General features: G+C 64.0%; 28 protein-coding genes and 1 pseudogene. 6 read left to right on the top strand and 23 right to left on the bottom strand.

The window, feature by feature from the left end:
- The 17 genes from ACFO3A_RS07260 to flgB all read right to left on the bottom strand — a co-directional run bounded on the left by ACFO3A_RS07260 (position 1) and on the right by flgB (position 15787).
- The gene (locus tag ACFO3A_RS07260) at positions 1–681 is read right to left on the bottom strand and encodes a hypothetical protein (RefSeq protein WP_377725256.1); all 681 of its coding nucleotides are present in this window, start codon (positions 679–681) and stop codon (positions 1–3) included.
- Positions 682–696: 15 nt separating this feature from the next.
- Positions 697–1626 carry a PilW family protein gene (locus ACFO3A_RS07255; RefSeq protein ID WP_377725255.1) on the bottom strand — a complete coding sequence of 310 codons (930 nt, stop codon included), beginning with the start codon at positions 1624–1626 and terminating at the stop codon, positions 697–699.
- A 393-nt stretch (positions 1627–2019) separates the two neighbouring features.
- Positions 2020–2454: a type IV pilus modification PilV family protein gene (locus ACFO3A_RS07245; protein ID WP_377725254.1), complete on the bottom strand. Its 435-nt coding sequence runs from the start codon at positions 2452–2454 to the stop codon at positions 2020–2022.
- A gap of 12 nt (positions 2455–2466) precedes the next feature.
- A complete protein-coding gene (locus ACFO3A_RS07240; RefSeq protein ID WP_377725253.1) occupies positions 2467–3096 on the bottom strand; it encodes a pilus assembly FimT family protein in 630 nt (209 codons plus the stop codon).
- Positions 3090–3611 (bottom strand): type IV pilin protein, encoded by a 522-nt coding sequence (locus ACFO3A_RS07235; RefSeq protein WP_377725251.1) that lies wholly within the window; start codon positions 3609–3611, stop codon positions 3090–3092. The genes ACFO3A_RS07240 and ACFO3A_RS07235 overlap by 7 nt, the downstream gene beginning before the upstream one ends.
- Before the next feature lie 157 nt (positions 3612–3768).
- On the bottom strand, positions 3769–4989 hold the full coding sequence (locus tag ACFO3A_RS07230; protein ID WP_377725249.1) for an HDOD domain-containing protein: 1221 nt from the start codon (positions 4987–4989) through the stop codon (positions 3769–3771).
- Between the two features lie 65 nt (positions 4990–5054).
- Positions 5055–6275: a flagellar hook-associated protein FlgL gene (gene flgL / locus ACFO3A_RS07225; protein ID WP_377725248.1), complete on the bottom strand. Its 1221-nt coding sequence runs from the start codon at positions 6273–6275 to the stop codon at positions 5055–5057.
- A 30-nt stretch (positions 6276–6305) separates the two neighbouring features.
- Positions 6306–8285: a flagellar hook-associated protein FlgK gene (gene flgK, locus ACFO3A_RS07220; protein ID WP_377725247.1), complete on the bottom strand. Its 1980-nt coding sequence runs from the start codon at positions 8283–8285 to the stop codon at positions 6306–6308.
- A gap of 38 nt (positions 8286–8323) precedes the next feature.
- Entirely contained in the window at positions 8324–9310 is a 987-nt protein-coding gene (gene flgJ / locus ACFO3A_RS07215) for a flagellar assembly peptidoglycan hydrolase FlgJ (protein WP_377725245.1), read from the bottom strand.
- Complete coding sequence (locus ACFO3A_RS07210; RefSeq protein ID WP_377725244.1) at positions 9307–10467, bottom strand: flagellar basal body P-ring protein FlgI; 1161 nt, start codon at positions 10465–10467, stop codon at positions 9307–9309. Before ACFO3A_RS07210 ends, flgJ begins: the two co-directional genes overlap by 4 nt.
- A 21-nt stretch (positions 10468–10488) precedes the next feature.
- Positions 10489–11202 carry a flagellar basal body L-ring protein FlgH gene (locus ACFO3A_RS07205; protein ID WP_377725243.1) on the bottom strand — a complete coding sequence of 238 codons (714 nt, stop codon included), beginning with the start codon at positions 11200–11202 and terminating at the stop codon, positions 10489–10491.
- A gap of 106 nt (positions 11203–11308) precedes the next feature.
- On the bottom strand, positions 11309–12091 hold the full coding sequence (gene flgG, locus ACFO3A_RS07200; protein WP_377725241.1) for a flagellar basal-body rod protein FlgG: 783 nt from the start codon (positions 12089–12091) through the stop codon (positions 11309–11311).
- A gap of 57 nt (positions 12092–12148) precedes the next feature.
- On the bottom strand, positions 12149–12889 hold the full coding sequence (gene flgF, locus ACFO3A_RS07195) for a flagellar basal-body rod protein FlgF (RefSeq protein WP_377725240.1): 741 nt from the start codon (positions 12887–12889) through the stop codon (positions 12149–12151).
- 34 nt (positions 12890–12923) lie between these two features.
- Positions 12924–14144 (bottom strand): flagellar hook protein FlgE, encoded by a 1221-nt coding sequence (gene flgE, locus ACFO3A_RS07190; RefSeq protein WP_377725239.1) that lies wholly within the window; start codon positions 14142–14144, stop codon positions 12924–12926.
- 36 nt (positions 14145–14180) lie between these two features.
- Complete coding sequence (locus ACFO3A_RS07185) at positions 14181–14891, bottom strand: flagellar hook assembly protein FlgD (RefSeq protein ID WP_377725238.1); 711 nt, start codon at positions 14889–14891, stop codon at positions 14181–14183.
- Between the two features lie 31 nt (positions 14892–14922).
- Positions 14923–15327, bottom strand: a complete 405-nt coding sequence (gene flgC / locus ACFO3A_RS07180; protein ID WP_377725236.1) for a flagellar basal body rod protein FlgC — start codon at positions 15325–15327, stop codon at positions 14923–14925.
- A 34-nt stretch (positions 15328–15361) separates the two neighbouring features.
- On the bottom strand, positions 15362–15787 hold the full coding sequence (gene flgB / locus ACFO3A_RS07175; protein WP_377725235.1) for a flagellar basal body rod protein FlgB: 426 nt from the start codon (positions 15785–15787) through the stop codon (positions 15362–15364).
- 207 nt (positions 15788–15994) lie between these two features.
- Here flgB and flgA point away from each other — a divergent pair, with 207 nt between their 5' ends.
- The 6 genes from flgA (at position 15995) to ACFO3A_RS07145 (ending at position 20427) form a co-directional block, all read left to right on the top strand.
- Positions 15995–16732, top strand: coding sequence for a flagellar basal body P-ring formation chaperone FlgA (gene flgA / locus ACFO3A_RS07170; protein ID WP_377725233.1), 738 nt, complete (start codon positions 15995–15997; stop codon positions 16730–16732).
- A 104-nt stretch (positions 16733–16836) separates the two neighbouring features.
- Positions 16837–17169 (top strand): flagellar biosynthesis anti-sigma factor FlgM, encoded by a 333-nt coding sequence (gene flgM / locus ACFO3A_RS07165; protein WP_377725230.1) that lies wholly within the window; start codon positions 16837–16839, stop codon positions 17167–17169.
- Positions 17170–17286: 117 nt separating this feature from the next.
- The gene (locus ACFO3A_RS07160; RefSeq protein WP_377725229.1) at positions 17287–17655 is read left to right on the top strand and encodes a hypothetical protein; all 369 of its coding nucleotides are present in this window, start codon (positions 17287–17289) and stop codon (positions 17653–17655) included.
- Between the two features lie 30 nt (positions 17656–17685).
- A complete protein-coding gene (locus tag ACFO3A_RS07155) occupies positions 17686–18888 on the top strand; it encodes a deoxyguanosinetriphosphate triphosphohydrolase (RefSeq protein ID WP_377725227.1) in 1203 nt (400 codons plus the stop codon).
- A gap of 35 nt (positions 18889–18923) precedes the next feature.
- Entirely contained in the window at positions 18924–19550 is a 627-nt protein-coding gene (locus ACFO3A_RS07150; RefSeq protein ID WP_377725226.1) for a DUF1415 domain-containing protein, read from the top strand.
- The gene (locus tag ACFO3A_RS07145; protein ID WP_377725225.1) at positions 19537–20427 is read left to right on the top strand and encodes a class I SAM-dependent methyltransferase; all 891 of its coding nucleotides are present in this window, start codon (positions 19537–19539) and stop codon (positions 20425–20427) included. Before ACFO3A_RS07150 ends, ACFO3A_RS07145 begins: the two co-directional genes overlap by 14 nt.
- 89 nt (positions 20428–20516) lie before the next feature.
- On the opposite strand, the gene ACFO3A_RS07140 is transcribed toward ACFO3A_RS07145, so the two are convergent.
- From ACFO3A_RS07140 to groL, 6 genes and pseudogenes are all read right to left on the bottom strand, one after another.
- The gene (locus ACFO3A_RS07140) at positions 20517–21974 is read right to left on the bottom strand and encodes a DASS family sodium-coupled anion symporter (protein WP_377725224.1); all 1458 of its coding nucleotides are present in this window, start codon (positions 21972–21974) and stop codon (positions 20517–20519) included.
- A gap of 155 nt (positions 21975–22129) precedes the next feature.
- Positions 22130–22567: pseudogene (locus tag ACFO3A_RS07135) on the bottom strand (TOBE domain-containing protein); the annotation flags it as partial.
- A 69-nt stretch (positions 22568–22636) separates the two neighbouring features.
- On the bottom strand, positions 22637–23548 hold the full coding sequence (locus tag ACFO3A_RS07130; protein WP_377725221.1) for a M48 family metallopeptidase: 912 nt from the start codon (positions 23546–23548) through the stop codon (positions 22637–22639).
- Positions 23541–24008, bottom strand: a complete 468-nt coding sequence (locus ACFO3A_RS07125; protein ID WP_377725219.1) for a YbjQ family protein — start codon at positions 24006–24008, stop codon at positions 23541–23543. The genes ACFO3A_RS07130 and ACFO3A_RS07125 overlap by 8 nt, the downstream gene beginning before the upstream one ends.
- Before the next feature lie 15 nt (positions 24009–24023).
- Positions 24024–24347 (bottom strand): YbjQ family protein, encoded by a 324-nt coding sequence (locus ACFO3A_RS07120; RefSeq protein ID WP_377725217.1) that lies wholly within the window; start codon positions 24345–24347, stop codon positions 24024–24026.
- Positions 24348–24575: 228 nt separating this feature from the next.
- A complete protein-coding gene (gene groL / locus ACFO3A_RS07115; RefSeq protein ID WP_377725215.1) occupies positions 24576–26219 on the bottom strand; it encodes a chaperonin GroEL in 1644 nt (547 codons plus the stop codon).
- Positions 26220–26239 lie beyond the last annotated feature (20 nt).

Raw genomic sequence — 26239 nt, 5'->3', positions numbered from 1 at the left:
TCATTCTGGCTTGATGATCGATGCTTGAATAAATACCTGAGTATCGCGCGGCCCGGTAACACGAATATTCACACGGTAAACAATATTTGTTGGCACATCGAGCTTAGGCCCTCCCGTCAGCATCCCTGCATTCTCGCCACCACCTGCCGCAGATGATCTAATACAATAATTTTTGCTTTCAGCCTGGGAAAATTCACCGGCATCCTCACACAGACGCTCAATCAAATAGCGGATCGTCGTTCCACGCAATCCAGCTTTGATTGCATCATCCAGTCCGGCAGTATTTTCTGTGATGTCATTGTTGGCACTACCCCGCGTCGCAAATTTAGTGTCGTCCAGCAAAGCCTCTGGAATACCTTCTGCATTGCCAGGCAGCATGACGGCAGAATAATTAAGGCTGGCATTGCTGCTACCTCCCAAATTATCCAAGGTACCCCCTGGCTGCATACGGCTCATCAGGTCGGCCAATACCAGTTCCCCCTGATTGACCATATCCCGGCGAAACGCCAGATTCCCGGCATTGACCATCGAGGTATTCATGGACTTGACGACGGCAGCAGCACCGATGAACAAAATCACCATCACCATCAGCGCAACAATCAAAATCACGCCGTGCTGACGGCGTATCTGTTGACGGCGGCATCTACGAAAAGCAAGGATTGGCTGACTGAAAAAAGACATGGCAATAAGCGTTCTTTAAAACCGTGGATCTGTCGCCAGCAGCGCATTGCGCAGGGGAATCGTGGCCTCATAAACCCGGTGGCGGTAATGGCGGGCGTCGGCCAGCCCGGTGTTGGCTTGGGTCAGTTCAAAATCCTCTTCCAGCGTGTCATAGCTCTGAAACAGGGTCAGGCTCTCAGGAGCAACCTCCTCCTTTTCGCGGATGGGGCTGCGCACCACCAGCGCAATGCGCAGGGCCATGATGCGTTTGAGTCTGTCTAGCCGAGCCGTGTTGGCTGGACTGGTCAGCTCGCTCAGCGTGTAGTCTTCTCCGCCGGCCTGTTGCGGGGATACCCAGGCATCCAGGACGCCATCGTCGTCGGAGTCAATGCCATAGGCAGCACGGAAAACCACCACACCGTCGGCCAGAATCAGGTCGTTGTCGGCTTCGGTATCACCGGCCAGTTTCAGCAAGTCATAACGGTGCAGGTTGGCGCCTTGGTCTATCCCCAGCATGTAGAACTGCACGTTGGAGCCATCCCCCGTACCGGTCGGCTCCAGGCTGCCTAGCGCAGCCATGTACCCCTGGTTGCCTCCAGCCGTCTTCACCGCCCCCAAAGTGGTAGTGACTACGCCACGCTGGACGCTCGGGGTGTAGTAGCGGGTGTTGGCTGCCGTCTCCAGCTCAACGCTGCGATCGCCTGGCAGGGCTTTGACCTGCTGCAACAGGCAATCGGTATGGTCGGGATTGCCGACCACCACCAGATCGTGGACGCGGAAACCCAAGTCGGTCGCCAGCATCCATTCATGGTCGGCCCCTAGGCTGGCATCCTCCACAGTGCGTACAACATCTCCGGCCCCGGCATTGCCGCGCATGGCAATCAGCACATCGGAGTTGCGCGGCCCGACATCTTCGGCAATCAGCAGTGGGGCCAGTGTCAGGTTACCGGTTGCGCCTTCCAGCACTTTATCGAAAGGTGCCGGCCACGCCGCTGTACGTGGCAATATGGCGTCAGCCCCATTTCCCGCCGCCAGATAACAACCCAACAAACCACTTTGCAAATAACCGGAACCCGCGCTGCGCAGCATGGCGTCCAGTTGCACCAAGGCATAATTGGCGCCGATTTCCATGTCATTGGTGGAAGTTAATTGGCGCTTATGCCGCTCCCCAAAAATAACAAGATTACTAATAATTGCCGCAATGACCAGTGATATAATCAGTGCAACCAGTAATTCAACTAACGATAAACCACTGGCTTTATTTAGCGGGTAGCGGGTAGCGGGTAGCGGGTAGCGGGTAGCGGGTAGCGGGTAGCGGGTAGCGGGTAGCGGGTAGCATTATGACTTTATGAAAAATAATTAAGGAATAATAGCTACCGTCGTATGACGCGCAGGCTGGTCCGGGGTATTTGTAGGCGTCCACTCCACCGTCACTGCGACAATGTTGTCGGCTACTTCATCAATTTTAAATTCACCGTCCGGCAAACCGCCCGTCAAAGTATCTGCAGCACGCTCCTGCAACGCATCCAATACGGTACCCTCCGGTATTTGGCGCATTAGCTGCATGGTGCTGACAAAATCATTTACCAACAATGCTGCACGACTGCGGTCTTCCGCCGAGACCGACATGCTGGTGGCCTTGGCCTGCAGTCCCACCAAACCCAAAAGGCCGAGAGAGACGATCAAGACGGCCACCAGCACCTCCAGCAAGCTGGAGCCATGCTGATGACGAAGGCTGGACTGCCAGAAGCGGCAGCTCTGCGGCAATGGTGTGGGCATATTCTTGCTGTCCATGCGTTGAAGAGATCAATCAGGGCAGGCGTCCAGGCGGTCTGCGGCTGCATTGGGATCACACATCAAAATCCGCCCGCCTACGCCCACTTCCACCCGAAGGCTGCGGGCATCGACGCCGTCCATGTCCACAACGTACCGGGCCGGAATGTCGGCGCTGTCGCAACTGGCGTCTCCCACCCCTGCTGCTGCATTGGTGCGCGTCACCAGCCGCCCAAGGGAGTTGAAGCAAATGGCGGCGGGCCCGGTGATACGGGCGGCCCGGCCCGAATTGTCCTGCAAACCGGCTTCGATAAATTCGGCGTCGGCCCCTGTACGCCGGGTGGCGAATATGCCCCAGTGGGGGGCTTCGGTCGCTACCTCCAGGTCATCGGGGTCTGCGCTTTCGGCAAATGTCGTGGTGCCGGTCAATGCGAACATGACGGTACGGCTACGGCGCGTAGCCTCGGCCTGCGCTTGGCGCAAACCGTTTTGCAACACGTCGGCGGTGCTGCGTACACGGTTGTTGTTGATCCACTCCTGCATCGGATACATGGCCAACATGGCCAATGCCACCAGCAACGCCAGCATCACCATCAGTTCAATCAGCGTAAAGCCTTGAACATGCTGGCGTGCTGGAACGGCAGCAGATCGGGAGGTCAACATGCCTGGCCTTTTTTGCTCATCCACCGCGTGGCGCACGTATTCCACCCGGAACCGGTAGCCACCGCTGTGGTGCTGCGCTGATTGGCTTGATTGACCTTGAAGGTAAAGCCATTGGTCGGGCCGCTGCCGACGGCTTGCAAGACATAGGCCGTTCCGGTCGGTGTACCGTCGCACGACAACTGGAAAGTCCCCATCTTGCGCTGGGCTGCATTCACCAGGCACGGAGAGGTAAAGTCTCCAGTACTGTTATAGGTCCGATTGTCCTGAAAATAGCGTTCCATATCGGCACGCATCGCATCAAGGCTGGTATGCGCTTCTACGATTTGCCCGCGCAGCACATAGTCGCGGTAACTGGGTAATGCCACCGACGCCAGAATACCGACAATGGCCACGACAATCATGACCTCAATTAAGGTAAAACCTGTCATTCGGCTACGCAAAGAAAAAAGGCGGACTGGATAATTCATAAAACGGGGCATAAGAAGAAAAAACGAGAAAACCAAACCAGCAACCATGACCCCGGGTGATTTGACAGGAAACCGCACCTGCTGTCTACCGTCGGCTGCTGGTTCCGAATGCAAAAGTAGAGTGTTTTCCGCTGGTATTGGCTGCGTGGCGCAGTTAATCCGCCAGCGCCATATTCGGCGTCCAAAGCTCTGTATTTTGAAGCACTCACCAGCGCGGCTGCTGACTGTGCCAGCTGTTCATCAGGCGCAGCAGGGTGCGGTTGACGGTTTCCAGGTTCATGCCGTACTGCGTGCACAGGTCACGCACGGCCTCGGCGCCGTTTTCGTTTTCCAGGGCGATGGCCATTTCCAGGCTGGAGGTATACGGCCCTTCCTGGCGCAGCGCGGCGTCGGGAATGCGTTCGGACAGGGGCAGGCGGCCCAGGCTGTCTTCCAGGGGCTCGCCCAGGATGTCGTCCAGGCGGGAGAACAGGCCGCACAGGTAGACCTCGCTGCGCAACTCCTGGCTGACGCCGGCATCCAGCAATAGCGAGGTGAGCTGCGCCCGATGCACCATGGACTGGCGCACGGGCTGCAAGTCCGGCTCCTCGCAGGCATGGACAAGAACATTGCTCAGCCACTTTTGCAAAGGCCCGTAGCCCATCAGCACCAGGGCGCGGCGCAGGGAATCGATGGGATGGCGGGCGCCCAGGGCCGCCGAGTTGGCAAACAGCATCAGGCGGTAGGCCAGCAGGGGGTCTTCGCTCAGGATGTCCTCGAAACTGTCCAGCGGCTGGTCGGCATCGACGGCCTTCATCAGGCGCAGCACGTGGGCATGGGAAGGCTGCAAGGCCTTGGCCCCACGCAGGTTGAAGAGTACGTCCTCATCGGGCCAGCCGGCAATGGCGCTGGCGTTGTAGCGCTCCAGGCAGCAGCGCAGCATCATCTGGCTGTGCAGATCCTCGTACATCTGGCGCTCCAGCAGAAAGGCACAGACCTGGGGCTGGGCGGGAGTACGCAGAAACTCCAGCGCATCTTGGGGATCAACGCTGAGCAGTCCGCTGGCAAACAGGTTGGCGATAGCGGTATCGGGCAGGGCGTCGCGGCGGCCGCGCCAGATCAGGTGCACCTGCTTGCGGGCAGCGTTCTCGACGTAGGCCAGCAGGCTGGCATCCCAATTGAGCCACTCGCCGCGCACTTCCAGCGCCCAGAACGGGCACGGCTGGATGTGTGCCAGCAGGTTCTTCAGCAACCCGGGCGACTGCGGCGACAGCAGCAGCCGGGGCGCGGTGGGCGACCAGGTTTCCCGCAGGATGCGCAGCAGGTGGGCGACATCGACCGGCTCGTCCGGGCTGTCGTGCAGAAACAGTTGCACCCCGGAGAGCAGGCGGTCGCTGCTCCACAGCGGACGGTACCCCATGACCAGTGCGTTCAAAGCGTATTGCACGGCAACCTCGTCTTCGGCCCCAAGCCAGGCCCAGTAATAGTTAAGGATAGATCGTAGATACGTTCTTAGCTGATGTAGTTGAACAACGACAGCTTCTGGATCGAAGCATACGACTGTAGCGCCGCCGATACCGCCGTTTGCTGCGTCTGCATTTGCGCGATGGCCCGCACCATGCCTTCGGCGTCGTACTGCTCGGCCGCCACGCGCTGGGCTTCGGTCTGCTCCTCGCGGGCCAGCAGGGTGGCGCCCATGCGTTCGGCCTGGACGAGCAGGTCGCCCGCCAGCCCGCGCACGGTGGAGACGCGGTTGAGCGCCGTATCCAGCTCGGTCAGCGATTGGGTGATGCCGTGGGCCAGCGTGCCGTAGGCGGTGCTGCCATCGGCATTCGCATTGTCACGCACGGCGGCAATGGCGCGATCCAGCGCCTCGAAGGTGGAAATGGTGGTGCTGGGCTTGATGGTGAAGCCGTCGCCTGCAGCCGGTTCGCCCTTGATGACCACTTCCATCCCGGCCACTTCGATGGCCCCCCCGTTTTTGTAGGCCGCCCAGGTCGTGCCGCCATCCACGGAATACTCCATCACGCCGGCGTTGTCCTGGAAGGTGATTTCGATCGGCGTGGTCACCGCCGCAGCCGCAGCCGGGTCTTTGATGACGCCGATGTCGGCATGGGCCTTGCCCTGGTTGGGCACGCCTGCGGCATGGGAGTAGGGGTCGATTTCCAGCACGCCGTTGCCGGTTCTGCCGCTGAAGAAGGCTTGCACGCCATTCAGGGTATTGGCGATGAAGAACTCGCCATTGTTGGCCTGGCCGGACTGGATGCCCTCCTGGTCGTTGGGAAAGGGCATGCCGGTCGCGGTGTCCAGCCCCCGGAACAGGGGCAGGCCGTTGCTGTCGGTGCGATTGGCGTATTTGGCGATCTGATCGCGCAGGCTGGTGAGCTGCTCGACCAGGGTGTCGCGCTGCACCTGGTTGTAGACGCCGCTGCCGGCCTGCACCATCAGCGCACGAAATTCCTGCAGCGCATCGTTGATTTCGCCCAGCGTCGATTCGCCATAGGTGATGGTGGCCGTCTGGGCATCCAGCCCACGCTGGTCGCTGGCAATGCGCTCCAGGCGGTTGCGGGCACGCTCGGCCTGGGCGGCGGCCACCGGGTCGTCGCTGGCGCGAATGACGCGCATCCCGGCCGAGGTGTGTTCCATCTGGTCGGCCAGCTCGCTTTGCTGCTTGTTGATGTTGGTGATGGTACGGTCGTACATATTCGCCGTACCCAGGCGTGAAATCGACATGGTTGAACTCCTTGAAGCGATTGGCGACTATCAGCGGCCGACAGCGTTCAACACGCTGTCGAACAGGCTCTGGGCGATTTGAATGACCTTCGACGAGGCCTGGTACGCCTGCTGGTACTGCAACAGGCGGGCGGCCTCTTCGTCCAGGTTCACCCCGGAAACGGCGGTGCGGTCCAGCTCCAGGTTCTTGGCGACGGTGCTGGAGAGCTTGGCCGCCAGCTGGGCGCTTTGCGTGCGCGTCCCCACCACGGCCATGGCAGCAGAGAAGCCGTCCGTCAGGGTGGTGCCCTCGTCGAACAGCACCTGGTCGCGCATGTTCAGGAACGCCCCGGCATTGCCCGCATTCAGGCGGTAGGCCTGATCGAAGTCCCGGGCATTGGCCACATCGACCGTATCGCCTGCTGCGGGGGTGCCGGTCAGGACGATGCTCCAGCCGTTGATGGTCAAGGGCTGGCCGGGGGTGTAGTCCATCGGGGCGGACGCCGCGCTCCAGGTGCTGGACGCACTGTCGTACACCTGGTAGCTCACCTGGCCCGCACCGTCAAAGGTCAGGCGCACCGGGTCGTTCGGCGCGGGAATCCCGGCAAAGTCGTTCGCCCCCACCCGGCTCAGTTGCAGGGTGCCGGTATTGGCCTTGCTGATATTGGCCGTCAGGGCGCTGGCCACGGCCAGTTCGTCGGGGTTGTGCACCAGCGCTTCGATGGCGCTGGCCGCCGTGCCGAAGGGCTTGAACAACATGCTGTCGCCGTTTTGCGCCGCAGCGATGGTGGCTGCCGGCACCTGGAACTGCAGGCCATCGGCGGCATAGCCTGCGGCCAGGCTGGCAGCGTCCAGTGGCGGGGTGGAGGTGCTGTCGAACACCTTGCCGTCCGTCAGGCGGATCAGGCTGGGGTTGCCGCCCTGGAACACGATTTTGTAGTCGGAAGGCTTGAGCTTGGTGGCGTCCACCACGGTGGTGGTGCCCGCGCCGGGGCCGACATTGCTGTACCCGGCGATGTTGCTGTAGCCAGTGCTGGTGGTCGGCAGGTTGAACAGCAGGCCGCCCTGCAAACCGTTCAAGGTCAGGCCGCGCTGGTTCTGGGCATTCAGCTCGGTGCCGATGGCCATCGCCAGCCGCCCCAGCAGGTTGCGCCCTTCGGCCAGGTCGTCGTTGCGGAATTTCAGCACCCCGGCGATCTCGCCGCCGCCGACCATGGCCGCCGTCAGCTCCAGCTTCTGCCCGCCGGGCTGGCTGAAATACAGCGCCATGCGCTGGCTGCCGGGGTATTCCCTGGTTTCTTCCACGCTGAGCTGGCCGCTGCTCATGCCCAGCACCAGCGCCTGGCTGCCGCCGACGAACAGGCTGACGGTGCCGTCGTCGGCCTCGACCTGGCTGGTCTGCACGTACTGGTTGATGTCGCGGATGATCTGATCGCGGGCATCGAGCAAATCGTTGGGCTGGTGCCCCGAGGCCAGGGCACGGCTGATTTCCGAGTTCAGCTTGGCGACCTGCCCGGCCATGTCATTGACCAGCAGCACGTCGTTGCGCAATTGCTGTTCGCTGGAATAGTCCTGCTCTTCCAACATGCTGGAGGCGGCGTTGAAGCGCTTGGCCAGCTCGCTCATGCGCGTGAGCACGACGTTGCGGGCCGTGGCATCCGAAGGCGCGGCCTGCACGTCGGTGAAGGCATTCATCACGTTGTTGATGGCGTTGCCCAGGCTGCCGTCGCCGCCGCTGAACACGTCCTGCATCTGCATCAGGCCCTGCAGGCGGCTGCTGTCGGCGGCATAGGTGGCGTTGGCGACGTTGGACTGGCGGTTGAGCAAGGCGCTGTAGTTGCGCATCACGGTAGCCACCTGCACCCCTTTGCCGATGAAGCCGTTGCCCAGGTTCTGCCCGACCAGCGCCTTGGTGTAGACGGTCTGGCGCGAATAACCGGGGGTATTGACGTTGGCAATGTTGTGCCCGACGGTGGTCAGGGCTTGCTGATTGGCGTTGAGGGCAGAGACGCCGACGTTCAGGAGACTCATGACAGGTGCTCTTTCTTAAAAGAAGAAGACGGTTCGGTTCACGCCTGCCCGCTGCGCTGCACGGCGCGGGCGCTCTCGATGGCGCGGGAGAGCTTGTTGGCGTATTCGGGGTCGGTGGCGTAGCCGGCCTTTTGCAGGGCGCCGGCGTAGTCTTTGGCGTTGCCGGTGGCTTGCATGGCCTGGGCGTAGCGCGGGTTCTGGCTGATGAGGCGGGCGTAGTCGCGGAACGATTCCTCGTAGGAGTCGTAGGCGCGGAACTTGGCCTTGACCTTCTGCGGCTGGCCGTTCACGTATTCGGTGGTGGTGATCTCGGCCACCTTGCCCGTCCAGCCGCCAGTGGCCTTGATGCCGAACAGGTTGAACGAATTGGCCCCGCCCGCACCGCGAATCTCGCTTTGGCCCCAACCGGTTTCGTGCCCGGCCTGGCCCAGCATGTAGTGGGCGGGAATGCCGCTTTCGCGGGCCACGCGCTGGGCGGCGGCCTGGTGCGACTGCACGAAGTTCTCGCGCCCCTTGGGCGAAGGCGCGTAGGCGTCCAGCGCCTGCGCATTGGCCGCCGTGCCCAGCAGCCCGGCGCTGCCCGCCCATTGGGCGAAACGGCCGCTGCGGCTGGCCAGATTGACGGTGGAAGGGATGGAGAAGCTGCCGCGCTCGACACCGCCCACGGGGGGCTGCAAGCCGGCCAGCGCTTCCTTTTCGTCCACGCCCATGGAACGGGCGATCTGCGCCGTGATGGCGGCGCTCAGGCCGCCGGGCAGGCCGGCCATGTTCACCGACAGCTGCTGGTCGTACATGTCGCGGGCCAGCTCGCCACCGCCGCCTTCCTCGTCGAGCAGGCCGCTTTTCATGGTGGCCTGGCGCATGCTTTTGATCATCTCGCGCATGAACAGCGATTCGAGCTGCTTGGCCGCTTCGCGGGCGGCCTGTGGAGTTTTGTTGTTGGCTTCGTTTTTCAGGCCGTTGAGCGAATTGACGTCCGCCGCCAGCGCATTGCTGGCATTGAAGCCCATGATCTGGTTGCTCATAGCACCTCCAGCTCCGCGTCCAGGGCGCCTGCGGCCTTGAGCGCTTGCAAAATCGCCAGCAAATCCTGGGGCGTGGCGCCCAGGGCGTTCAGGGAGCGCACCACGTCCGCCAGATTGGCCGACGAGGGCATGTTCACGATGCTGCCCGGCTCCTGCGTGACCTGGATGTTGGCTTTCTCGCGCACCACGGTCTGGCCTTGCGAGAAGGCATTGGGCTGGCTGACGACCGGGGTCGAGTCGATGGTGATGGCCAGGTTGCCGTGGGCGATGGCACTGGGCCGCAGGGTGACGGCCTGGTTCATGACGATGGAGCCGGTGCGCGGGTTGATGACCACCTTGGCCGCCGGTTTGCTGCCGGTCAGTTGCAGCTCCTCGATGTCGGCGATGAAGCCCACGCGGGCGCTGGGGTCCATCGGCGCCCGCACTTCCACGGTGCGCCCGTCCAGCGCTGCGGCCGTGCCCATGCCGTGGCGGCTGTTGATGGCCTGCACCACCTTGCTGGCGGTCTGGAAGTCGGTGGCGTTCAGCCCCAGGTGGATGGTGTCGCTATCGTTGAGCGGGGTGGGCACGGCGCGTTCGACCTGCGCCCCCAGGGGGATGCGCCCGGCGCTCAGGTGGTTGATCTGCACCTTGCTGCCGCCGGCCGAGGCACCGGCGCCGCCGACGACCATGTTGCCTTGCGCCAGGGCGTAAATCTCGCCATCGGCGCCACGCAGCGGCGCGGCGATCAGCGTGCCGCCCTTGAGCGATTTGGCGTTGCCCATGGAGGACACCACCACGTCGATCTGCTGGCCGGGCCGGGCAAAGGCGGGCAGCTCGGCGGTGACGACCACGGCGGCGACGTTCTTGAGCTGGATGTTGCGGGCATTGATGTTGCCCGGCAGGGTGATGCCCATCTGCTGCAAATAGTTTTGCACCGACTGGGTGGTGTAGGGCATCTGCGTGGTCTGGTCGCCCGTGCCGTCCAGGCCGACCACCAGCCCGTAGCCGGACAACTGGTTGCTGCGCACGCCCTGGACGGCGGCGACTTCCTTGATGCGCAGCGCGTGCGCGGGGTGCCAGGCAAGGCCGGCTGCCAGGGCGGCCAGCACGGTCAGGCTACGTGCTGTACCGCACAGGAAAACGCGCAGTGAATGGGGCATGGACAGTATCTTCATACTGCCCGATTCTGGAGATTCCTAGAAAGGCAGAACGCTCAAAAAGAAGGACGCTAACCAGCCAATTGACTGGGCTGAACCCTGCTGGCCGCGGCTGCGCGACTCCACGCGCACGTTGGCCACCTGCTGCGAGCTGATGACGCTGCCCGGCTGCATGAGGTAGGGATCGACGGTGCCGGTAAAGCGCAGCACCTCCACGTTGTGGTTCACGCCGATCTGCTTCTCGCCCGCGACGACCAGGTGCCCGTTGGGCAGCACGTCCACCACGCTGGTGGTGATGGTGCCGCTGAAGGTGTTGGCGCTGCTGGTGCCGCCGCCGCCGGAGAATTTCGCATCCGACTCCACCCCCAGCCCCAGGCGCGGAGTGATGCGGCTGTTGGTCGAACCGGCCAGCAGGGGCAGTTGCGTGGCGCTGGCGCTCATCTCGTTGCTGCGATTGACGTTGGAGCTTTGCTTCTGGCTGGCCGCGACTTTCTCGACGATGCTGATCATCACCGTATCGCCCACCATGCGGGCACGGCGGTTCTCGAACACCGGGCGGTAGCGGCTGGCCTGGTACAGGCTGCCGCTGTTGCTGACCGCCTGCGCCGGGGGCGCGATGGCCGCTGCCGTCACCGGCGCGGTGCTGCCCATGTCCACGGGCGGGGGGTTGTTGAGTGCGCAGCCACTGAGCACAGCGGCGGCGGCCAGCCAGACGCAGGCCGGGCGCACGTTCAAGGCAGTCAAGGGGTACATGGCACTCTCCATAAAAAAGGAGCTGTTTGCGCTGATGAATCAATGATTTCAGATATAAAAATATCTGAAAATCAATAAATACCAGCGCAAACAGCTATCAAGATAATCAAAGCTGCACCAGACGGCCCAGCATCTGGTCGCTGGTGGAAATGGCCTTGGAGTTCATCTCGTAGGCCCGCTGGGTCTGGATCATGGTGACCAGTTCATTGACCACGTTCACGTTGGACGATTCCAGGTAGCACTGCAACACGCTGCCCATGCTGGTTTCGCCCGGCGCCCCGGTCTGCGGAGCGCCCGAGGCGGGCGTTTCGCGGTACAGGTTCTCGCCCACCGGCTCCAGGCCGGCCGGGTTGATGAAGCTGGCCAGGTTGAGCTGGCCGATCTGCTGCGGCTCGGTCTCGCCCGGGGCCAGCACGGTGACGATGCCGGTCTTGCTGATGGTGAAGCTGCGCGAATCGGGCGGCACGGTGATGCCGTCCAGCAGCGGGTAGCCGCCCGAGGTGACCAGCGTACCGTCGCCGTTCAGGGCAAAGGTGCCGTCGCGGGTGTAGGCGGTGCTGCCGTCGGGCATCTGGATCTGGAAAAAGCCGTCGCCGTTGATGGCCACGTCGTAGGCCTTGCCGGTTTCCAGCGGCGTGCCCTGCGAGAAGGTGCGCGTGGTGGCGACGGAGCGCACGCCCAGGCCCATGTGCATGCCGGTGGGCAGCTGGTTCTGCTCATCGACCTGCGAGCCGACCTGGCGCAGGTTCTGGTAGATCAGGTCTTCGAACACCGCTGTCTGGCGCTTGAAGCCGGTGGTGGTGACGTTGGCCAGGTTGTGCGAAACCGTGTCCATATTCGTCTGCTGGGCGTTCATGCCGGTCTTGGCAATCCACAGGGAATTCATCATGGCGGGAGTCCTCCTTCGCTTGTTGCGGGGCTGTGCGGGGCGGTGCGGGCGGCGCCGTCAGCCGTTCATGCCCAGCAGCTGGGCGGCGGTTTTGTCGTTGGTTTCGGCGGTGGTCAGCAGCTTCATCTGCGACTCGAACTGGCGCGAGGCGGCGATCATGCCGACCATGGTCTCCACCGCATTCACGTTGGAACCTTCCAGCACGCCGTCGGCCAGGCGGGCCGTGGCATCGGTGGGCAGGGGGTTGCCGTCGGCGGCGCGAAACAGCCCGTCGTTGCCGCGCACCAGCGGGGCGTCCGCTTCGGGCGTGATCATCTTCAGGCGGCCGATGTTGATCGGGTCCTGCCCCGGCTCGGTGGCCGAGATGGTGCCGTCCGCGCCGAAGCTGACCTTGGCGTTCTGCGGCACGTCGATCGGCGTGCCGCCGTCCGACAGCACCGCCAGCCCGTTGGCCGTGAGCAACTGGCCCTGCTCGTTCACTTCCAGGGCGCCGTTGCGGGTGTAGGCCTCCAGGCCGTCGAGGCCCTGCACGGCAAACCAGGCATTGCCCCGGGCCATGACGTCGGTCGGCTTGCCGGTGGTGATGGCCGTGCCCGGCAGGTCGGAATAGCCCGAGGTGGCATCCAGCCCGAACACCCGGGTGCTGGCCCCCGCCCCTTCCAGCGGCACCGAGCGGAAGGTCGTCAGCTCGGCACGGAAACCGGTAGTGGTGGCATTGGCCAGGTTGTTCGACAGGATGGCCTGGCGCTGCATGGCAGCGTTGGCCCCGGTCATGGTGGTGTAGATGATGCGGTCCATGGCGGGCTACTCCTTCTCTGTCACAAGCGCTGCATCAGCGCAGGTTCACCAGAGTGGAGAACACCTGGTCCTGCGTCTTGATGGTCTGGGCGTTGGCCTGGTAGGCGCGTTGCGCGGTCATCATGCCGACCAGTTCGGCGGTCAGGTCGACGTTCGATTCCTCCAGAGCGCAGCCCTGGACTTCGCCAAAACTGCCCGAACCGGCCGAGCCGTACAGCACCGGGCCGGAATCATTGGTCTGCACCCAGTTGTTGTTGCCGCTGGGCGCCAGGCCCTGGGGGTTGGTGAAGCGGGCCAGCGCCACCTTGCCCTCGGCGCGGGTCAGGCCGTTGGAGTACGAGGCCATGAGCGTCCCGTCCTTGGAGACGTTCACCCCCGTCAGCTCGCCGGAGGCATAGCCGTCCTGGGTCATCTTGTCCACGCTCCACTTGCGGTCGTTCTGCGTCATGCCGCTCAAGTCCAGCGCCACGTTGAAAGGCACCGGCGGGTTGTTCGGATTGGCGGCTGCCGGGTCGACATTCAAGGTCAGCGCAGCGGGCGTCGTGGACGTGAACTTGCCTTCGCCATCGAACTGCACCTGCCCGACCGGCGTGGCCGCCGGGTCCAGGCTGTCGTACACATCCCAGGTATTGCTGCCGTTCTTCACGAAATAGACCTCCACCGGAATCGCCACGCCCTGGCTGTCGAACACCTGCACCGAGCTGCCATAGGTATGGCGCGGAGTAACCGGCGTCTGGCTGGCGGCATCCGGCGCCGTGGCCGGCAGGTTGGCCGCCTGCATCTGCAGGCTGGTGGTCTGGCGACCAGGAATCCCGGAGCCGGTGGGAAACTGCAAATCCACCGGCTGGGTGCCCGTGGCGCTGGCATCGGCCCAGCCCTGCACCTTGTCGCCGTTGGCGGTGATGAGGTAGCCGTCCTTGTTCAGCTGGAACGCGCCGTTGCGGGTGTAGGCCACGCCGTTCGGGGTGTTCACGACGAAGAAGCCGTCGCCGTTGATGGCCATGTCCAGCCCGTTGGCCGTGGGGGTCACCACACCCTGGCTGAATTGCTGCGTGACGGCGGCAATGCCCACGCCGATCCCGGCGCCGGCGCTGCCGGGGCACTGCCCGGTGCCCATGGCGCTGGCCACCATTTCATTGAACTCGGCCCGCGACTTCTTGAAGCCGACGGTGTTGCTGTTGGCAATGTTGTGGCCGCTGACGTCCAGGCTTTTGCTGGCGGCGTTCAGGCCGGAAAGTCCGTGATAGAAACCCATGGTGCTGCTCCTTGCAGGTGCGAAATACCGAAAAACTTAGAACACAGCCTTGACGCTGCTGTAGCCGATGCTGCTGCCATTGGCCAGCTCCAGCACCATGCCCTGGTCGGTGATGCTGGTGGCCACGACCGCATTCGGCGCCAGCGAGGTGGACTTGACCACCTCGCTCCCATTGGTGGCCGTGACCTTGAAGCGCAGGTCGCTCAGGTCGCCCTCGTAGGCCGAACCGTCCCAGGTGAAGTAGTTGCGCCCCGGGTTGGCGCTGCCCAGCTGCATGGTGTCCACGAGCTGGCCGCTGCTGGTCATGATCTGCACCTGCACGTCGCTGGCCAGCCCGTCCAGGTCGAACGCCGCCGTGCCGCGTGCCGTGGGGACTTTGTTGCCGTCTTCGTCCTCGGTCTCGCCCACGACCATGCCCAGCTGGTCGCCTTCGGACAGCACGGTGCGCCCGATCAGGTTGCTGCCCTGCAGCATCTGCATGGTGGAGAACTGGCTGGTGACGCTGTTGACGGTGTCGTTGAGCTTTTCGATGCCGCTGACGGTGCTGATCTGCGCCATCTGCGAGGTCATCTGCGCGTTGTCCATCGGGCTGGTCGGGTCCTGGTTCTTGAGCTGCGCGACCAGCAGGGTCAGGAACTGGTTCTGCATCTCTGCGGCATTGGAGGCCGTGCCCCCGGTGCCGGTGGTGCTATCGGTAGTGCCTGCGCCGTTCAGGCCTCGGGTATAGACGCTCGTGCTATCAATCATGGAAATACTTTCTACGCTCCGGAGAACGTGCTTATTGGCCCAGTTGCAGCGTCTTGAGCAGCAGCGTCTTGGCCGTGTTCATGACTTCGACGTTGTTCTGGTACGAGCGCGAGGCGGAAATCATGTCCACCATCTGATCGACCGCATTCACGTTGGAGTGGCTGACGTAGCCCTGGTCGTCGGCCAGCGGATGCTCGGGCGAATACACCTTGCGCCCAGGGGTGTTGTCCTCCTTGATGCCCACGACCTTGACGCCGGCGGCCCCCTCCTCGCCCATCGGCGCGGTCTGGAACACCACCTGGCGGGACTTGTAGGTTTCGCCATCCGGCCCGGCCACGGCATCGACGTTGGCCAGGTTGGACGCAACCACGTTCAGCCGCTGGGACTGGGCGCTCAAGGCACTGCCCGAGACACTGAAAATAGAAAACATTGACATGGTGGCTTACCTCCAAAAATTCTTGCTGGCGTGCTTACTGGCCGGTAATGGCCGAAAGCAGCGTGCGCGACGAGCCGTTGACAAAGCGCAGCGTGGCCTCGTAGCGCACGGCGTTGTCGACGAAGTTGGCCCGCTCGCGGTCCATATCCACGGTGTTGTTGTCCAGCGCGGGCTGGGCCGCCAGGGAATAGCCCAGGCGCTTGTCCTTGTCCTGGCCAAAGCTGACCGTCGGCACCGGAATGTGCTTGGCATCGGTAGTGCTCAGGGTCCGCAGTTGCTCCTGCAAGGCGTTGGGGCCTTGCCTGGCGGCCTTGAGGGTCTTGGCAAAGTCGAAATCCCGCGCCACATAGCCAGGGGTGTCGGCGTTGGCGATGTTGCTGGAGATGATCCGCTGGCGCTCGGCACGCAGCACCAGTGCGTCGGTTTGGAAATCCAGGTTACCGGTGATTTTGTTGAGCATGGGATTCTTCCTTTCAGGCAATGTCCTGCACAGCCAGCCACTGTCCGGCAGGCTCCTGGACGTGCAGCGATTATGGAAATTCACCCCACCGACGAAAGCGCGAAGAAAACGCCCTTGCCCCTGTTTTTCCCGGCTTTGGCACACGGCAGGCGCACTACAGTTGCCCCAAACCAAGCGCTTGAACGACCTTTGCCCGCACCTGTCCCCATGCCTGAACCCAGCCGCCCCAGCCATCCTCTGCTTCGCCCGTTCGCACTGGCACTGCTGGGGGCGGCGGCGTGCAGCGGCGCGGCGGCGCAAAACAGCCTGCCCGCGCTCAATGCCCTGGGCGAGCAATGGGTGCAGAACGCCATCGCGCAGGAGGACGGCGGGCAAAGCCTGCCGCTGCGCCTGGAGGTCCAGGTCGGCAAGCTCGACCCCCGCCTGCAACTGGCCCCCTGCAACCAGGTGGATGCCTACCTGCCCGCCGGCTCCAAGCTGTGGGGGCGCACCCGCATCGGGCTGCGCTGCGTCGAACAAGGGGCCCGGCCCTGGAACGTGTTCCTGCCCGTCACCGTGCAGGCCTGGGGACCGGGCTGGGTACTGGCCACGAATGTCAATAGCGGCGAAACGCTGGACGCCAGCAGCGCCGTGCAGGCCGAGGTCGATTGGGCGGCCGACCTGTCGCCCATCCTCGTGAATCCCGGCGACTGGATCGGCCAGACCGCCACCCGCAACCTGATGGCGCGGCAGGTGCTGCGCCAGTCGATGGTGCGGCCTGCCGCCGTCTTCCAGAAGGGCGCAACCGTCAAACTCCTGTCCAGAGGGGCCGGGTTTGTCGTCACTTCCTCAGGAAAAGCCGTCACCGGCGCAGGCGTGGGCGAAACCGTCAAGGTCAGGATGGATAATGGGCAGCTCGTCTCCGGTACGGTCAATGCCCAGGGCGATGTGGAAGTCGGGCCGTAGCCGCCAAGCGGCACATCCCGTTGCAAAGAAACTGCTCAAGTTCCCCCACCCCCTGCCGATACCACTAGCAAATCAGCGATAAAACGCTCTACGGAGAAAAGAACATGAAGGTCGGAATCAACAACAACGTCGAAATGCTGGCAGGCAAGCTCCAGCAAGGCGCAGCCCAGAGCGCCCAGCAAAAACAAACCGGTACGGCCGCCGAAGCCGTCCAGGCCAGCGGTCGCACCGCCCAGGCCGGGGTGCCGGTCACCGTCTCCAAATCGGTACGCTCGCTTGACCAGGGCAGCAAGACCTCGGCGGACATCGACCTGGCCAAAGTCCAGGCCATGCGCGAAGCCATCGCCAACGGCAGCTTCAGCGTCAATGCCGGCGCCATCGCCGACAAGCTGCTGGCCGATGCCGGCATGTTCCTGGGCACCGCTGCCCGCACCTGATCGCCCCCCGCTATTCCTGGCCCCGCTGGCCTGCACACCGCCTTTCCGACCTTCGGCGGGCGTGCAAGGACAGCGGGGCTTTACTATTGCGGCTGTCTTTGCTTTGAGTGACCGACCATGCAACTGGAACAAGCCCTGGGCCAAATCGACGGCCTGCTCGACCTCATCACCCCCATGCTTACCGAGGCGTCGCCCGACGCCATCGCCCAGGCGATGGAACAGCTGCGCGACAGCATGACGGCGTTTGCCGGCCTGGCCCAGCGCTTCGAGGCCAGCGCCTTCACGCCACAGGCCGTCACGCACATGCAGCGCATCTCCGAGCGGCTGGCGCAAATCCGGGAATACATCGTCAAGATCGGCGCCATCAGCAACCAGCAGTTGCAGGCCCTGGTGCCCCAGCAGGGCAGTACCCACACCTACGGCGGCAGCAAGCTGCCTCCCGGGGCCGCCGCATCGGTGGCGCGGCTGTACCATGTCAGCGGTTAATCCCTGAATACACCGCCGATGCCGCTGGACTTGCACAATTTGCCCCCGCTCTCCCCCGCCCCGCTGGCCCCCTGGGCCTGCCACCCCTCTGCCACACGCGGACGCCGCTACCCGGAAGCGCCCACCCCCACCCGCAACGACCACCAGCGCGACCGCGACCGCATCGTGCATAGCAGCGCCTTCCGCCGCCTGGTCTACAAAACCCAGGTGTTCGTGAACCATGAGGGCGACCTGTTCCGCACGCGCCTGACGCACTCGCTGGAAGTGGCGCAGATGGGCCGCAGCATTGCCCGCCCGCTGGGGCTGAACGAAGACCTGGTGGAAGCCATCTGCCTGGCGCACGACCTGGGCCACACCCCGTTCGGCCATGCGGGCCAGGATGCGCTGAACGACTGCATGCGCGACTGGGGCGGCTTCGAACACAACCTGCAAAGCCTGCGCGTGGTCGATCGCCTGGAAGAACGCTACCCCGATTTCGACGGCCTGAACCTGACCTTTGAAACCCGCGAGGGCATCCTCAAGCACTGCTCCCAAACCAACGCGCAGTTGCTGGAGCAGCAGGAGCCGGGCGGCGTGGGCCGGCGTTTTCTGTTGAAGCAGCAGCCCTCGCTGGAAGCCCAGCTGGCCAATCTGGCCGATGCCATCGCCTACAACGCCCACGATGTGGACGACGGCGTGCGCTCCGGCCTCATCACCCTGGAGCAGTTGCAAGACATCCCCCTGTTCGCCCGGCACTACCGGCAGGTGCTGCGCGACCACCCCGCGCTGGCCGCGCCCGATGCCCAGCGGCGACTGCTGTACGAAAGCATCCGCCGGATGCTGTCGGCCCAGGTCTACGACGTCATCGCCACCACCCAGGCGGGGATTGCTGCGGCAGGCGTCGCCAGCGTGCAGGACGTGCGCGAGTGCGGCCAGCGGCTGGTGTCCTTCAGCGCCGAGATGCACTACGGCAGCCAGGCGCTGAAAACCTTTTTGCTGCACCAGCTCTACCGCCACCCGCAGGTCATGCAGACCATGACGGCGGCGCAGCAAGTGGTGCGCGAGCTGTTTGCCTACTACCTGGAACACCCCCAGGCCATGAAACCGCGCTTTGCCCAGCGTGCCCAGCAGGCCGCAGCGGCCGGGGATGCCACCGCCCGCGCCCGGGCCGTGGCCGACTTCGTCGCCGGCATGACCGACCGCTACGCCGCCGGGGAACACCAGCGCCTGACCGGGCAAAGGCTGTTGGCCTGACAATACGTTCCCCCTCTGTTGGAGAAACCCCGCCCATGAACACCCCCGCCCCCGGCTCCGAAGCACCGTCCTACCCCGAGGACATCGTCATCGCCGACACCGTGCGCTGGCTGGAGCAGGCCGTCATCGGCCTGAACCTGTGCCCCTTCGCCAAAGGCGTCCACACCAAGGGGCAGATTCACTATGCCGTCAGCCAGGCGCAGGACGGCGAGGGCGTCATCCTCGACCTGCACCGCGAACTCGAAGCCCTGGCCGAAGCCAACCCCGAGCAGCGCGACACCACCCTGCTCATCCTGCCGCAAGCGTTCGCGGACTTTCTGGACTTCAACGACTTCCTGGAAGTGGCCGACGCCATGATCGACGAGCTGGAGCTGGGCGGCATCCTGCAAGTCGCCTCCTTCCACCCGCGCTTCCAGTTCGAGGGCACCGAGGTGGACGACGTGACCAACTGCACCAACCGCGCCCCCTACCCCACGCTGCACCTGCTGCGCGAAGACAGCATCGACAAGGCCGTCGAGGCCTACCCCGAGGCCGAAATGATCTACGAGCGCAACATGCAGACGCTGGAAACCATCGGCCTGGAAGGCTGGCTGGACCTGGACGTCGGCCCGCGCTGCCCGGTCACCGGCCGCACCCTGCACGACACGCATGAAGAAAAATAAACCTGCAAAACCTGCCGCCCCCGTGCAGCAGGACATCGCCGCGCAGCTCGGCCTGCAACCCGGCCAAAGCCTGGAGCTGCTCAAGGCGCTGCACATCCTGACGCGCGAAGGCAAGCTCAACCAGGATTCGCGCCGCAAGCTCAAGCAGGTCTACCACCTCTACCAGTTCATCCAGCCCCTCCTTGAAGAACTGGGACAGGGCGACCACGCCGTCACCCTGGCCGACCACGGCGCGGGCAAGTCCTACCTGGGCTTCATCCTGTACGACCTGTTTTTCAAGAACCTGGGCCGGGGCACCATCTACGGCATCGAAACCCGCGCCCCGCTGGTCGAGTCCTCGCAACGGCTGGCGGCCGACCTGGGCTTCGAGCGCATGGTGTTCCTGAACATGTCGGTGGCCGATTCCACCCGCGCCGACTTCATGCCCGAGCGCTTCGACATCGTCACCGCCCTGCACGCCTGCGACACCGCCACCGACGATGCCATCGCCTTCGGCCTGGAAAAGCGTGCCAGGGCGATGGTTCTCGTCCCCTGCTGCCAGGCCGAACTGGCCGCCGCCATGCGCCAGAACAAAGCCCTGCACCTGGCCCGCACCCCGCTGGCCGAGCTGTGGCGCCACCCCATCCACACCCGCGAAATCGGCAGCCACCTGACCAACGTGCTGCGCTGCCTGTACCTGGAAGCCTGCGGCTACCAGGTCACCGTGACCGAACTGGTGGGCTGGGAACACAGCATGAAGAACGAACTCATCATCGCCCGCTACACCGGCCAGAAAAAACGCAGTGCTGCCCAGCGCCTGCACGAGCTGCTGGCCCAGTTCGGGCTGACCGAAGCGCTGGCGCAGCGCTATCCCGCGATTCAGGCGGAAGATCAATAAAAGGAGAGCTGCTTCCGCTGTCTACGCAAGGATTTCATATGTAAAACCATCTGAAATCCTGATGAATAAAGCGGAAACAGCTCCCAATATCACCAATACCCCAGCACCTTCCACCACAGGCTGCCCACCACCAGCCAGATGAGGATCAGCACCACGCTCATCACGAAACCGGTTTTCCACCATTCGCCCAGCGTGGTGTAGCCCGAGCCGAAGATGACCGGCGAGGTGCCGGTGGCGTAGTGGGTCAGCGTCATCATGATGTTGGACGCCGCCGCCATCATCAGCGCAAAAGGCAGCGCCGGTGCGCCCAGGGCCAGGCCCGCGCCGTAGAAGGCGGCGAACATGGCGGTGATGTGCGCCGTGGTGCTGGCAAACATGTAGTGGGCGTACAAATAGGTCAGCATCAGCAGGGCGCTGGCCCCCATCCAGCCCAGGCCCAGGCTGCCGATGCCGGTTTCAATGCTCTGGGCAAACCAGGCGATCAGCCCCAGCTTGTTCAGGAAGGTGGCCATCATCACCAACGCGCCGAACCAGACGATGGTGTCCCAGGCGCTCTTTTCCTTGATGACATCCTCCCAGGTCAGCACGCCGGTAATCAGGCACAGCGACAGGCCGATGAACGCCGTGGTGGTCGGATCGACCGCCGCGCCGGGGCCGAAGATGAAGGCCGGAACGCCCGCCCACAGCACCAGCAGCACCGCGAAAACGCCGAACATCGTGATCTCGCCCCGGCTGATGGGCCCCAGCTCCCGGAGCTTCTCGCGGGCGAACTGCATGGCGTTGGGCGTGCTTTTGATTTCCGGCGGGTGCAACAGGTAGATGATGAGCGGCATCAGCGCCAGCGCCACCAGCCCCGGCAGCAGCATGGCCAGCGCCCAGGTGCCCCAGCTCAGGCTGATCTGTGCGCCCGTGGCATCGGCAATCAGTTTCACCACCAGCGGATTGGGCGCGGTGGCGGTGATGAACATGGCCGAGGTGATCGGGTTGGCGTGGTAGTTGGTCAGCGCCAGATAGCGGCCCATACGCCCCTGCGTGCCCTTGTCGGGGTCGGAGTCGTAGCTGCCCGCAATGGCCCGCATGATGGGGTGGATGATGCCGCCGCCACGGGCCGTGTTGCTGGGCGTGACCGGGGCCAGGATCAGCTCCGACAGCGCCAGCGAATAGGCGATGCCGATGGTCTTCTTGCCCCACACGGCGATGAACAGGTAGCCGATGCGTGCGCCCAGCCCGGTCTTGATGATGCCGCGCGAGATCATGATGGACACGCCGATCAGCCAGATCAGCGAATTGGAGAAGCTGCTGAGCGCATCGTTGATCGCACCCGCCGCCTTGTCGTTGGTCACGCCCGTGACCGCCACCAGCGCAATGGCGATGATGGACAGCGCCCCGATGGGCAGCGCCTTGCCGATGATGGCCGCGATGGTGCCGACGAACAGCGCCAGCAGATGCCAGGCATTGGGCGTGACCCCTTCGGGCACGGGAATGACGAAGCCGATGATCAGCCCCAGGGCCACCGCAATGGCGGTGGGAACAGGTTTGAAGCCCATACATGCTCTCCTTGAAAAATACGTACCGAGGATAAAGAAAAGGTCTGGGAACAGGTTCTGATGGCCCATGAATAAAAAAACTGCGCCGGCAGCAACGCCAACGCAGTTTCTTCCGACGCATGACCGGGCGGCACGGGCCGCCCGGGCGTTGCCCGCTAGGCAGGCACGCCGATGATCACGTTCGAGGCCTTGAACAGCGCCGACGCGGCGGCACCGGGCACCAGCCCCAGCGCCGCGCAGCTTTCGTTGGTGATGATGGCCGCCACGGCGCCGCCGCCGGGCAGGCCGATGACCACTTCGCTATTGACCGCGCCGGTTTGCACCTGCGTGACCGTGCCTTGCAGGCGGTTGCGGGCGGAAAAGCGGGCACCTTCGGCATCCGTCACCACGATCACCGACGAGGCCTTGACCAGTGCAAACGCCCGGGCGCCCGGCACCAGGCCCAGCTCCACCGCGCTGCCGTGGGTGACGATGGCGACGATTTCGGCATCCATGCCCGGCACGACCAGGGCCACCTCGTCGTTCACCGCGCCGGCAGTGACGCGCGAGACGGTGCCGGAAAATTGATTGCGTGCGCTGGTTTTCATGCCGATACCTCAAAGAAAAAAGAAGTGGTTATTGTCTTCCGATCGCCTACCGCAGAAAAGATCGTGAACAGGTTCTCAGGAAGCCGGGCCATCGCCGCGCCTTCCCTTTTTCTCCGCGCTGCGCATGAATGCCGGCAGCGGCACGGCAGCGGCGGCATGGCCATTGGCTGCCGCACGGATGGCCTGCACGCGGCTGGCCGTGTCGGGGTGGGTGCGCAGAAACTCGGGCACGCTGCCGCTGCGCTCCTCGCGCAGCATCCGGGCAAAAAAGGCATCGGCATCGGTCAGGTGGCCGTAGTGCGCCTGCATGGCCGCCAGCGCGGCGGCATCGGCCGCACGCTCCTGGTTGCGCGAAAAGCTCAATTGCGACAGCGCTGCCGCCGCCTCCCCTGCCACGCCGCCGGAACCCAGCAGACTGCCGCCGCCCAGCACCGCCTGCAAGCTCAAGCCCACCACCAGGCCGCCGCCCAGGGCAACGATGGGGTCGCGGTGCCGGATGTGCGCCATTTCGTGCGCCAGCACCATGGCCAGGGCGTTTTCGCTGTCCACCCGGTCGATCAGGCCCTGGTGGATGAAGACATGGCCGCCCAGCGTGGCAAAGGCGTTGGGCACGTCGCTTTGCAGCCAGTGGACGGTCAGCGGCATGTCGGCCGGCCACTGCATGGCCGGGCGCAGGCGGTCGGCCAGGGCTTGCAGCCAGACGCGGCGCTGGCGGGCCGCTGCAGATTCCTGGGCCGTAGTGCCGCGCCATTGCGCCAGGATGGGCTGCACCATGCGCTGCTCCCACGTCGGCGGCACCAGCGGCGCCAGCCAGCGGGCGCCCAGAAACACCGCCCCCACCAGCAGCGCCACGGCCAGCATGAGCCACAGGCTGAGGCTGAAAAACTCGCGCAGCGGCGAGCCTGCGCCGACGTTCACCGAGTGATCGACCTCGGGGTTCTCGTAGGCCGGGCGGGCGGGATGGGCGGGGCGGTTGCCGTCAGGCATGGGCGGGCGGCATCTCGAAGGCCGTGCCGTAGGCCAGCACTTCGCAACTGACGATCTGGCTGCGCCCGTTCTGGTTCAGCGTGCTGGTTTCAAACAGCACGCCCACCACCATGTGGGCGCCGCGCTCGTCGGCCTGCTGCTTCAGCCGCAGCATGGCCTCGCGCCGCGCACGGTCGAGCAGGGTTTCATAGGTTTTCAGGTTGCCGCCGAACAGGCTGCGCAGCCCGGCAGCCATGTTCTTGAAATAGTCGCTGGACACCACGACCGAGCCTTGCACCAGATGAAAGGGCTGGCCGGCGACGATGGACGGCGGGCGCTTTTCGTTGAAGACCAGGATGTGGCGGTATTGCGCCTCGCGCTCGCGGATGGAGCGGTAGTGCCTGCGCTCGCTCAGGGTGCCGAAGACCAGCCCCGACAGCCCCAGCAGCACGACGATGGCCAGGTTGATGAGCAGTTCCATAAGCCCTCGCCGCGCTCAATGGCCCGCTTCGATCACCACGGCCGTGCCGTAGGCCAGCAGCTCGGACGCGCCGGACGCGATATTGGAGGTGGAAAAGCGGATGTTGATGACCGCATTCGCCCCCAGTTGCACGGCCTGCGCCTGCATGCGCTCCAGCGCTTCCTGGCGCGATTCGTTGAGCAGCTCGGTATAGCCCTTGAGTTCGCCGCCGACGATGTTCTTCAGCCCGGCCATGAAATCGCGCCCGGCGTGCTTGGAGCGCACGGTGCTGCCTTGCACCAGGCCCAGGTGGCGGGTGACGTTGTGGCCCGGAATGTATTCGGTGTTGCTGAGCAGCATGGCTTCCCTCTCGATGTCGGATGGTTGGAACGGGCGCCATTTTGCTGCATTGCAACGTCTCTAAATGCGAATAAATACAAATACGCAAAAACAGCCCGTGAAGCGGCACGGGCCGCAGAGCGGTGGCCGGAAACGACAAAGGCCGCTTGCGCGGCCTTTGCAGTGTGCGGTGGCTGGCCCTTCTGCCCGCAGAAATCCACGGGCCGGGGCCAGACGGCAGGGGCTGGATTACATGCCCATGCCGCCCATACCACCCATGCCGCCCATGTCGGGCATGGCGGGGGCTGCGTCAGCCTTGGGGGCTTCGGCAACCATGCACTCGGTGGTCAGCAGCAGCGATGCGACCGAAGCGGCGTTTTGCAGCGCGGTGCGGGTCACCTTGGTGGGGTCCAGAATGCCCATTTCCAGCATGTCGCCGTAGGTGTCGTTGGCAGCGTTGAAGCCGTAGTTGCCCTGGCCGTTCAGCACGGCGTTCACCACCACCGAAGGTTCGCCACCGGCGTTGGCGACGATTTCGCGCAGAGGCGCTTCAATGGCCTTGAGCACCAGTTGCACGCCAGCGTCCTGCTCGGCATGGCCGGTGGTCAGGTTGCCGACAGCCTGCTTGGCACGCAGCAGGGCCACGCCGCCGCCAGCGACGATGCCTTCTTCCACCGCAGCGCGGGTGGCGTGCAGGGCGTCTTCCACGCGGGCCTTCTTTTCCTTCATTTCGACTTCGGTGGCTGCGCCGACCTTGATCACGGCCACGCCGCCGGCCAGCTTGGCCACGCGCTCTTGCAGCTTCTCGCGGTCGTAGTCGCTGGTGGCTTCCTCGATCTGGATGCGGATTTGCTTGACGCGGGCTTCGATTTCATCGGCCTTGCCTGCACCGTCGATGATGGTGGTGTTTTCCTTGCCGATTTCCACGCGGGCAGCCTGGCCCAGGTCTTCCAGGGTCACTTTTTCCAGCGACAGGCCGACTTCCTCGGCAATCACCTTGCCGCCGGTCAGGATGGCGATGTCTTCCAGCATGGCCTTGCGGCGGTCGCCGAAGCCGGGAGCCTTGACGGCCACCACTTTCAGAATGCCGCGGATGGTGTTCACCACCAGGGTCGCCAGGGCTTCGCCTTCGACGTCTTCGGCGATGATCAGCAGGGGACGGCCCGCCTTGGCGACGGCTTCCAGCGTGGGCAGCAGGTCGCGGATGTTGCTGATCTTCTTGTCGAACAGCAGCACGAAGGGGTTGTCCAGCAGGGCCACCTGCTTTTCGGGGTTGTTGATGAAGTAGGGCGACAGGTAGCCACGGTCGAACTGCATGCCTTCCACGACATCCAGTTCGTTGGCCAGGCTCTTGCCTTCTTCCACGGTGATCACGCCTTCCTTGCCCACTTTGTCCATGGCTTCGGCAATGATGGTGCCCACGGATTCGTCCGAGTTGGCGGAGATGGAGCCGACCTGGGCGATTTCCTTGCTGGTGGTGGTGGCCTTGGATTGCTTCTTCAGCTCTTCCACCAGGGCGGTCACGGCCTTGTCGATGCCGCGCTTCAGGTCCATGGGGTTCAGGCCGGCGGCCACATATTTGCTGCCTTCGCGCACGATGGCCTGGGCCAGCACGGTGGCGGTGGTGGTGCCGTCACCGGCGATGTCGTTGGTCTTGGAAGCGACTTCCTTGACCAGCTGGGCGCCCATGTTCTGCAGCTTGTCTTTCAGTTCGATCTCTTTGGCGACCGACACACCGTCCTTGGTCACGGTGGGGGCGCCGAACGAGCGCTCCAGCACCACGTTGCGGCCTTTGGGGCCCAGGGTCACTTTCACGGCGTTGGCCAGGATGTTCACGCCTTCGACCATGCGGGTGCGGGCGTCAGTACCGAAAACTACGTCTTTTGCTGCCATTTTTGGCTTCCTTCAAAATT

It is taken from the genome of Comamonas nitrativorans, from assembly GCF_042654765.1.
GTDB classification, from domain to species: Bacteria; Pseudomonadota; Gammaproteobacteria; order Burkholderiales; family Burkholderiaceae_C; genus Comamonas; species Comamonas nitrativorans.
This window is presented reverse-complemented; position numbering and strand designations above follow the sequence as displayed.

Coding starts and splice junctions, on each gene's coding strand:
- flgM (WP_377725230.1), top strand. CDS start 16,837: ATGAAGGTCGGAATCAACAACAACGTCGAAATGCTGGCAGGCAAGCTC.
- ACFO3A_RS07130 (WP_377725221.1), bottom strand. CDS start 23,548: ATGCCTGACGGCAACCGCCCCGCCCATCCCGCCCGCCCGGCCTACGAG.
- ACFO3A_RS07245 (WP_377725254.1), bottom strand. CDS start 2,454: ATGGACAGCAAGAATATGCCCACACCATTGCCGCAGAGCTGCCGCTTC.
- ACFO3A_RS07185 (WP_377725238.1), bottom strand. CDS start 14,891: ATGATTGATAGCACGAGCGTCTATACCCGAGGCCTGAACGGCGCAGGC.
- ACFO3A_RS07150 (WP_377725226.1), top strand. CDS start 18,924: ATGAACACCCCCGCCCCCGGCTCCGAAGCACCGTCCTACCCCGAGGAC.
- flgJ (WP_377725245.1), bottom strand. CDS start 9,310: ATGAGCAACCAGATCATGGGCTTCAATGCCAGCAATGCGCTGGCGGCG.
- ACFO3A_RS07125 (WP_377725219.1), bottom strand. CDS start 24,008: ATGGAACTGCTCATCAACCTGGCCATCGTCGTGCTGCTGGGGCTGTCG.
- flgL (WP_377725248.1), bottom strand. CDS start 6,275: ATGTCGATTTCACGCCTGGGTACGGCGAATATGTACGACCGTACCATC.
- ACFO3A_RS07205 (WP_377725243.1), bottom strand. CDS start 11,202: ATGTACCCCTTGACTGCCTTGAACGTGCGCCCGGCCTGCGTCTGGCTG.
- ACFO3A_RS07120 (WP_377725217.1), bottom strand. CDS start 24,347: ATGCTGCTCAGCAACACCGAATACATTCCGGGCCACAACGTCACCCGC.
- flgE (WP_377725239.1), bottom strand. CDS start 14,144: ATGGGTTTCTATCACGGACTTTCCGGCCTGAACGCCGCCAGCAAAAGC.
- ACFO3A_RS07210 (WP_377725244.1), bottom strand. CDS start 10,467: ATGAAGATACTGTCCATGCCCCATTCACTGCGCGTTTTCCTGTGCGGT.
- flgK (WP_377725247.1), bottom strand. CDS start 8,285: ATGAGTCTCCTGAACGTCGGCGTCTCTGCCCTCAACGCCAATCAGCAA.
- ACFO3A_RS07260 (WP_377725256.1), bottom strand. CDS start 681: ATGTCTTTTTTCAGTCAGCCAATCCTTGCTTTTCGTAGATGCCGCCGT.
- groL (WP_377725215.1), bottom strand. CDS start 26,219: ATGGCAGCAAAAGACGTAGTTTTCGGTACTGACGCCCGCACCCGCATG.
- ACFO3A_RS07160 (WP_377725229.1), top strand. CDS start 17,287: ATGCAACTGGAACAAGCCCTGGGCCAAATCGACGGCCTGCTCGACCTC.
- flgF (WP_377725240.1), bottom strand. CDS start 12,889: ATGGACCGCATCATCTACACCACCATGACCGGGGCCAACGCTGCCATG.
- flgC (WP_377725236.1), bottom strand. CDS start 15,327: ATGTCAATGTTTTCTATTTTCAGTGTCTCGGGCAGTGCCTTGAGCGCC.
- flgB (WP_377725235.1), bottom strand. CDS start 15,787: ATGCTCAACAAAATCACCGGTAACCTGGATTTCCAAACCGACGCACTG.
- ACFO3A_RS07235 (WP_377725251.1), bottom strand. CDS start 3,611: ATGGTTGCTGGTTTGGTTTTCTCGTTTTTTCTTCTTATGCCCCGTTTT.
- ACFO3A_RS07240 (WP_377725253.1), bottom strand. CDS start 3,096: ATGTTGACCTCCCGATCTGCTGCCGTTCCAGCACGCCAGCATGTTCAA.
- flgG (WP_377725241.1), bottom strand. CDS start 12,091: ATGATGAATTCCCTGTGGATTGCCAAGACCGGCATGAACGCCCAGCAG.
- ACFO3A_RS07140 (WP_377725224.1), bottom strand. CDS start 21,974: ATGGGCTTCAAACCTGTTCCCACCGCCATTGCGGTGGCCCTGGGGCTG.
- ACFO3A_RS07145 (WP_377725225.1), top strand. CDS start 19,537: ATGAAGAAAAATAAACCTGCAAAACCTGCCGCCCCCGTGCAGCAGGAC.
- flgA (WP_377725233.1), top strand. CDS start 15,995: ATGCCTGAACCCAGCCGCCCCAGCCATCCTCTGCTTCGCCCGTTCGCA.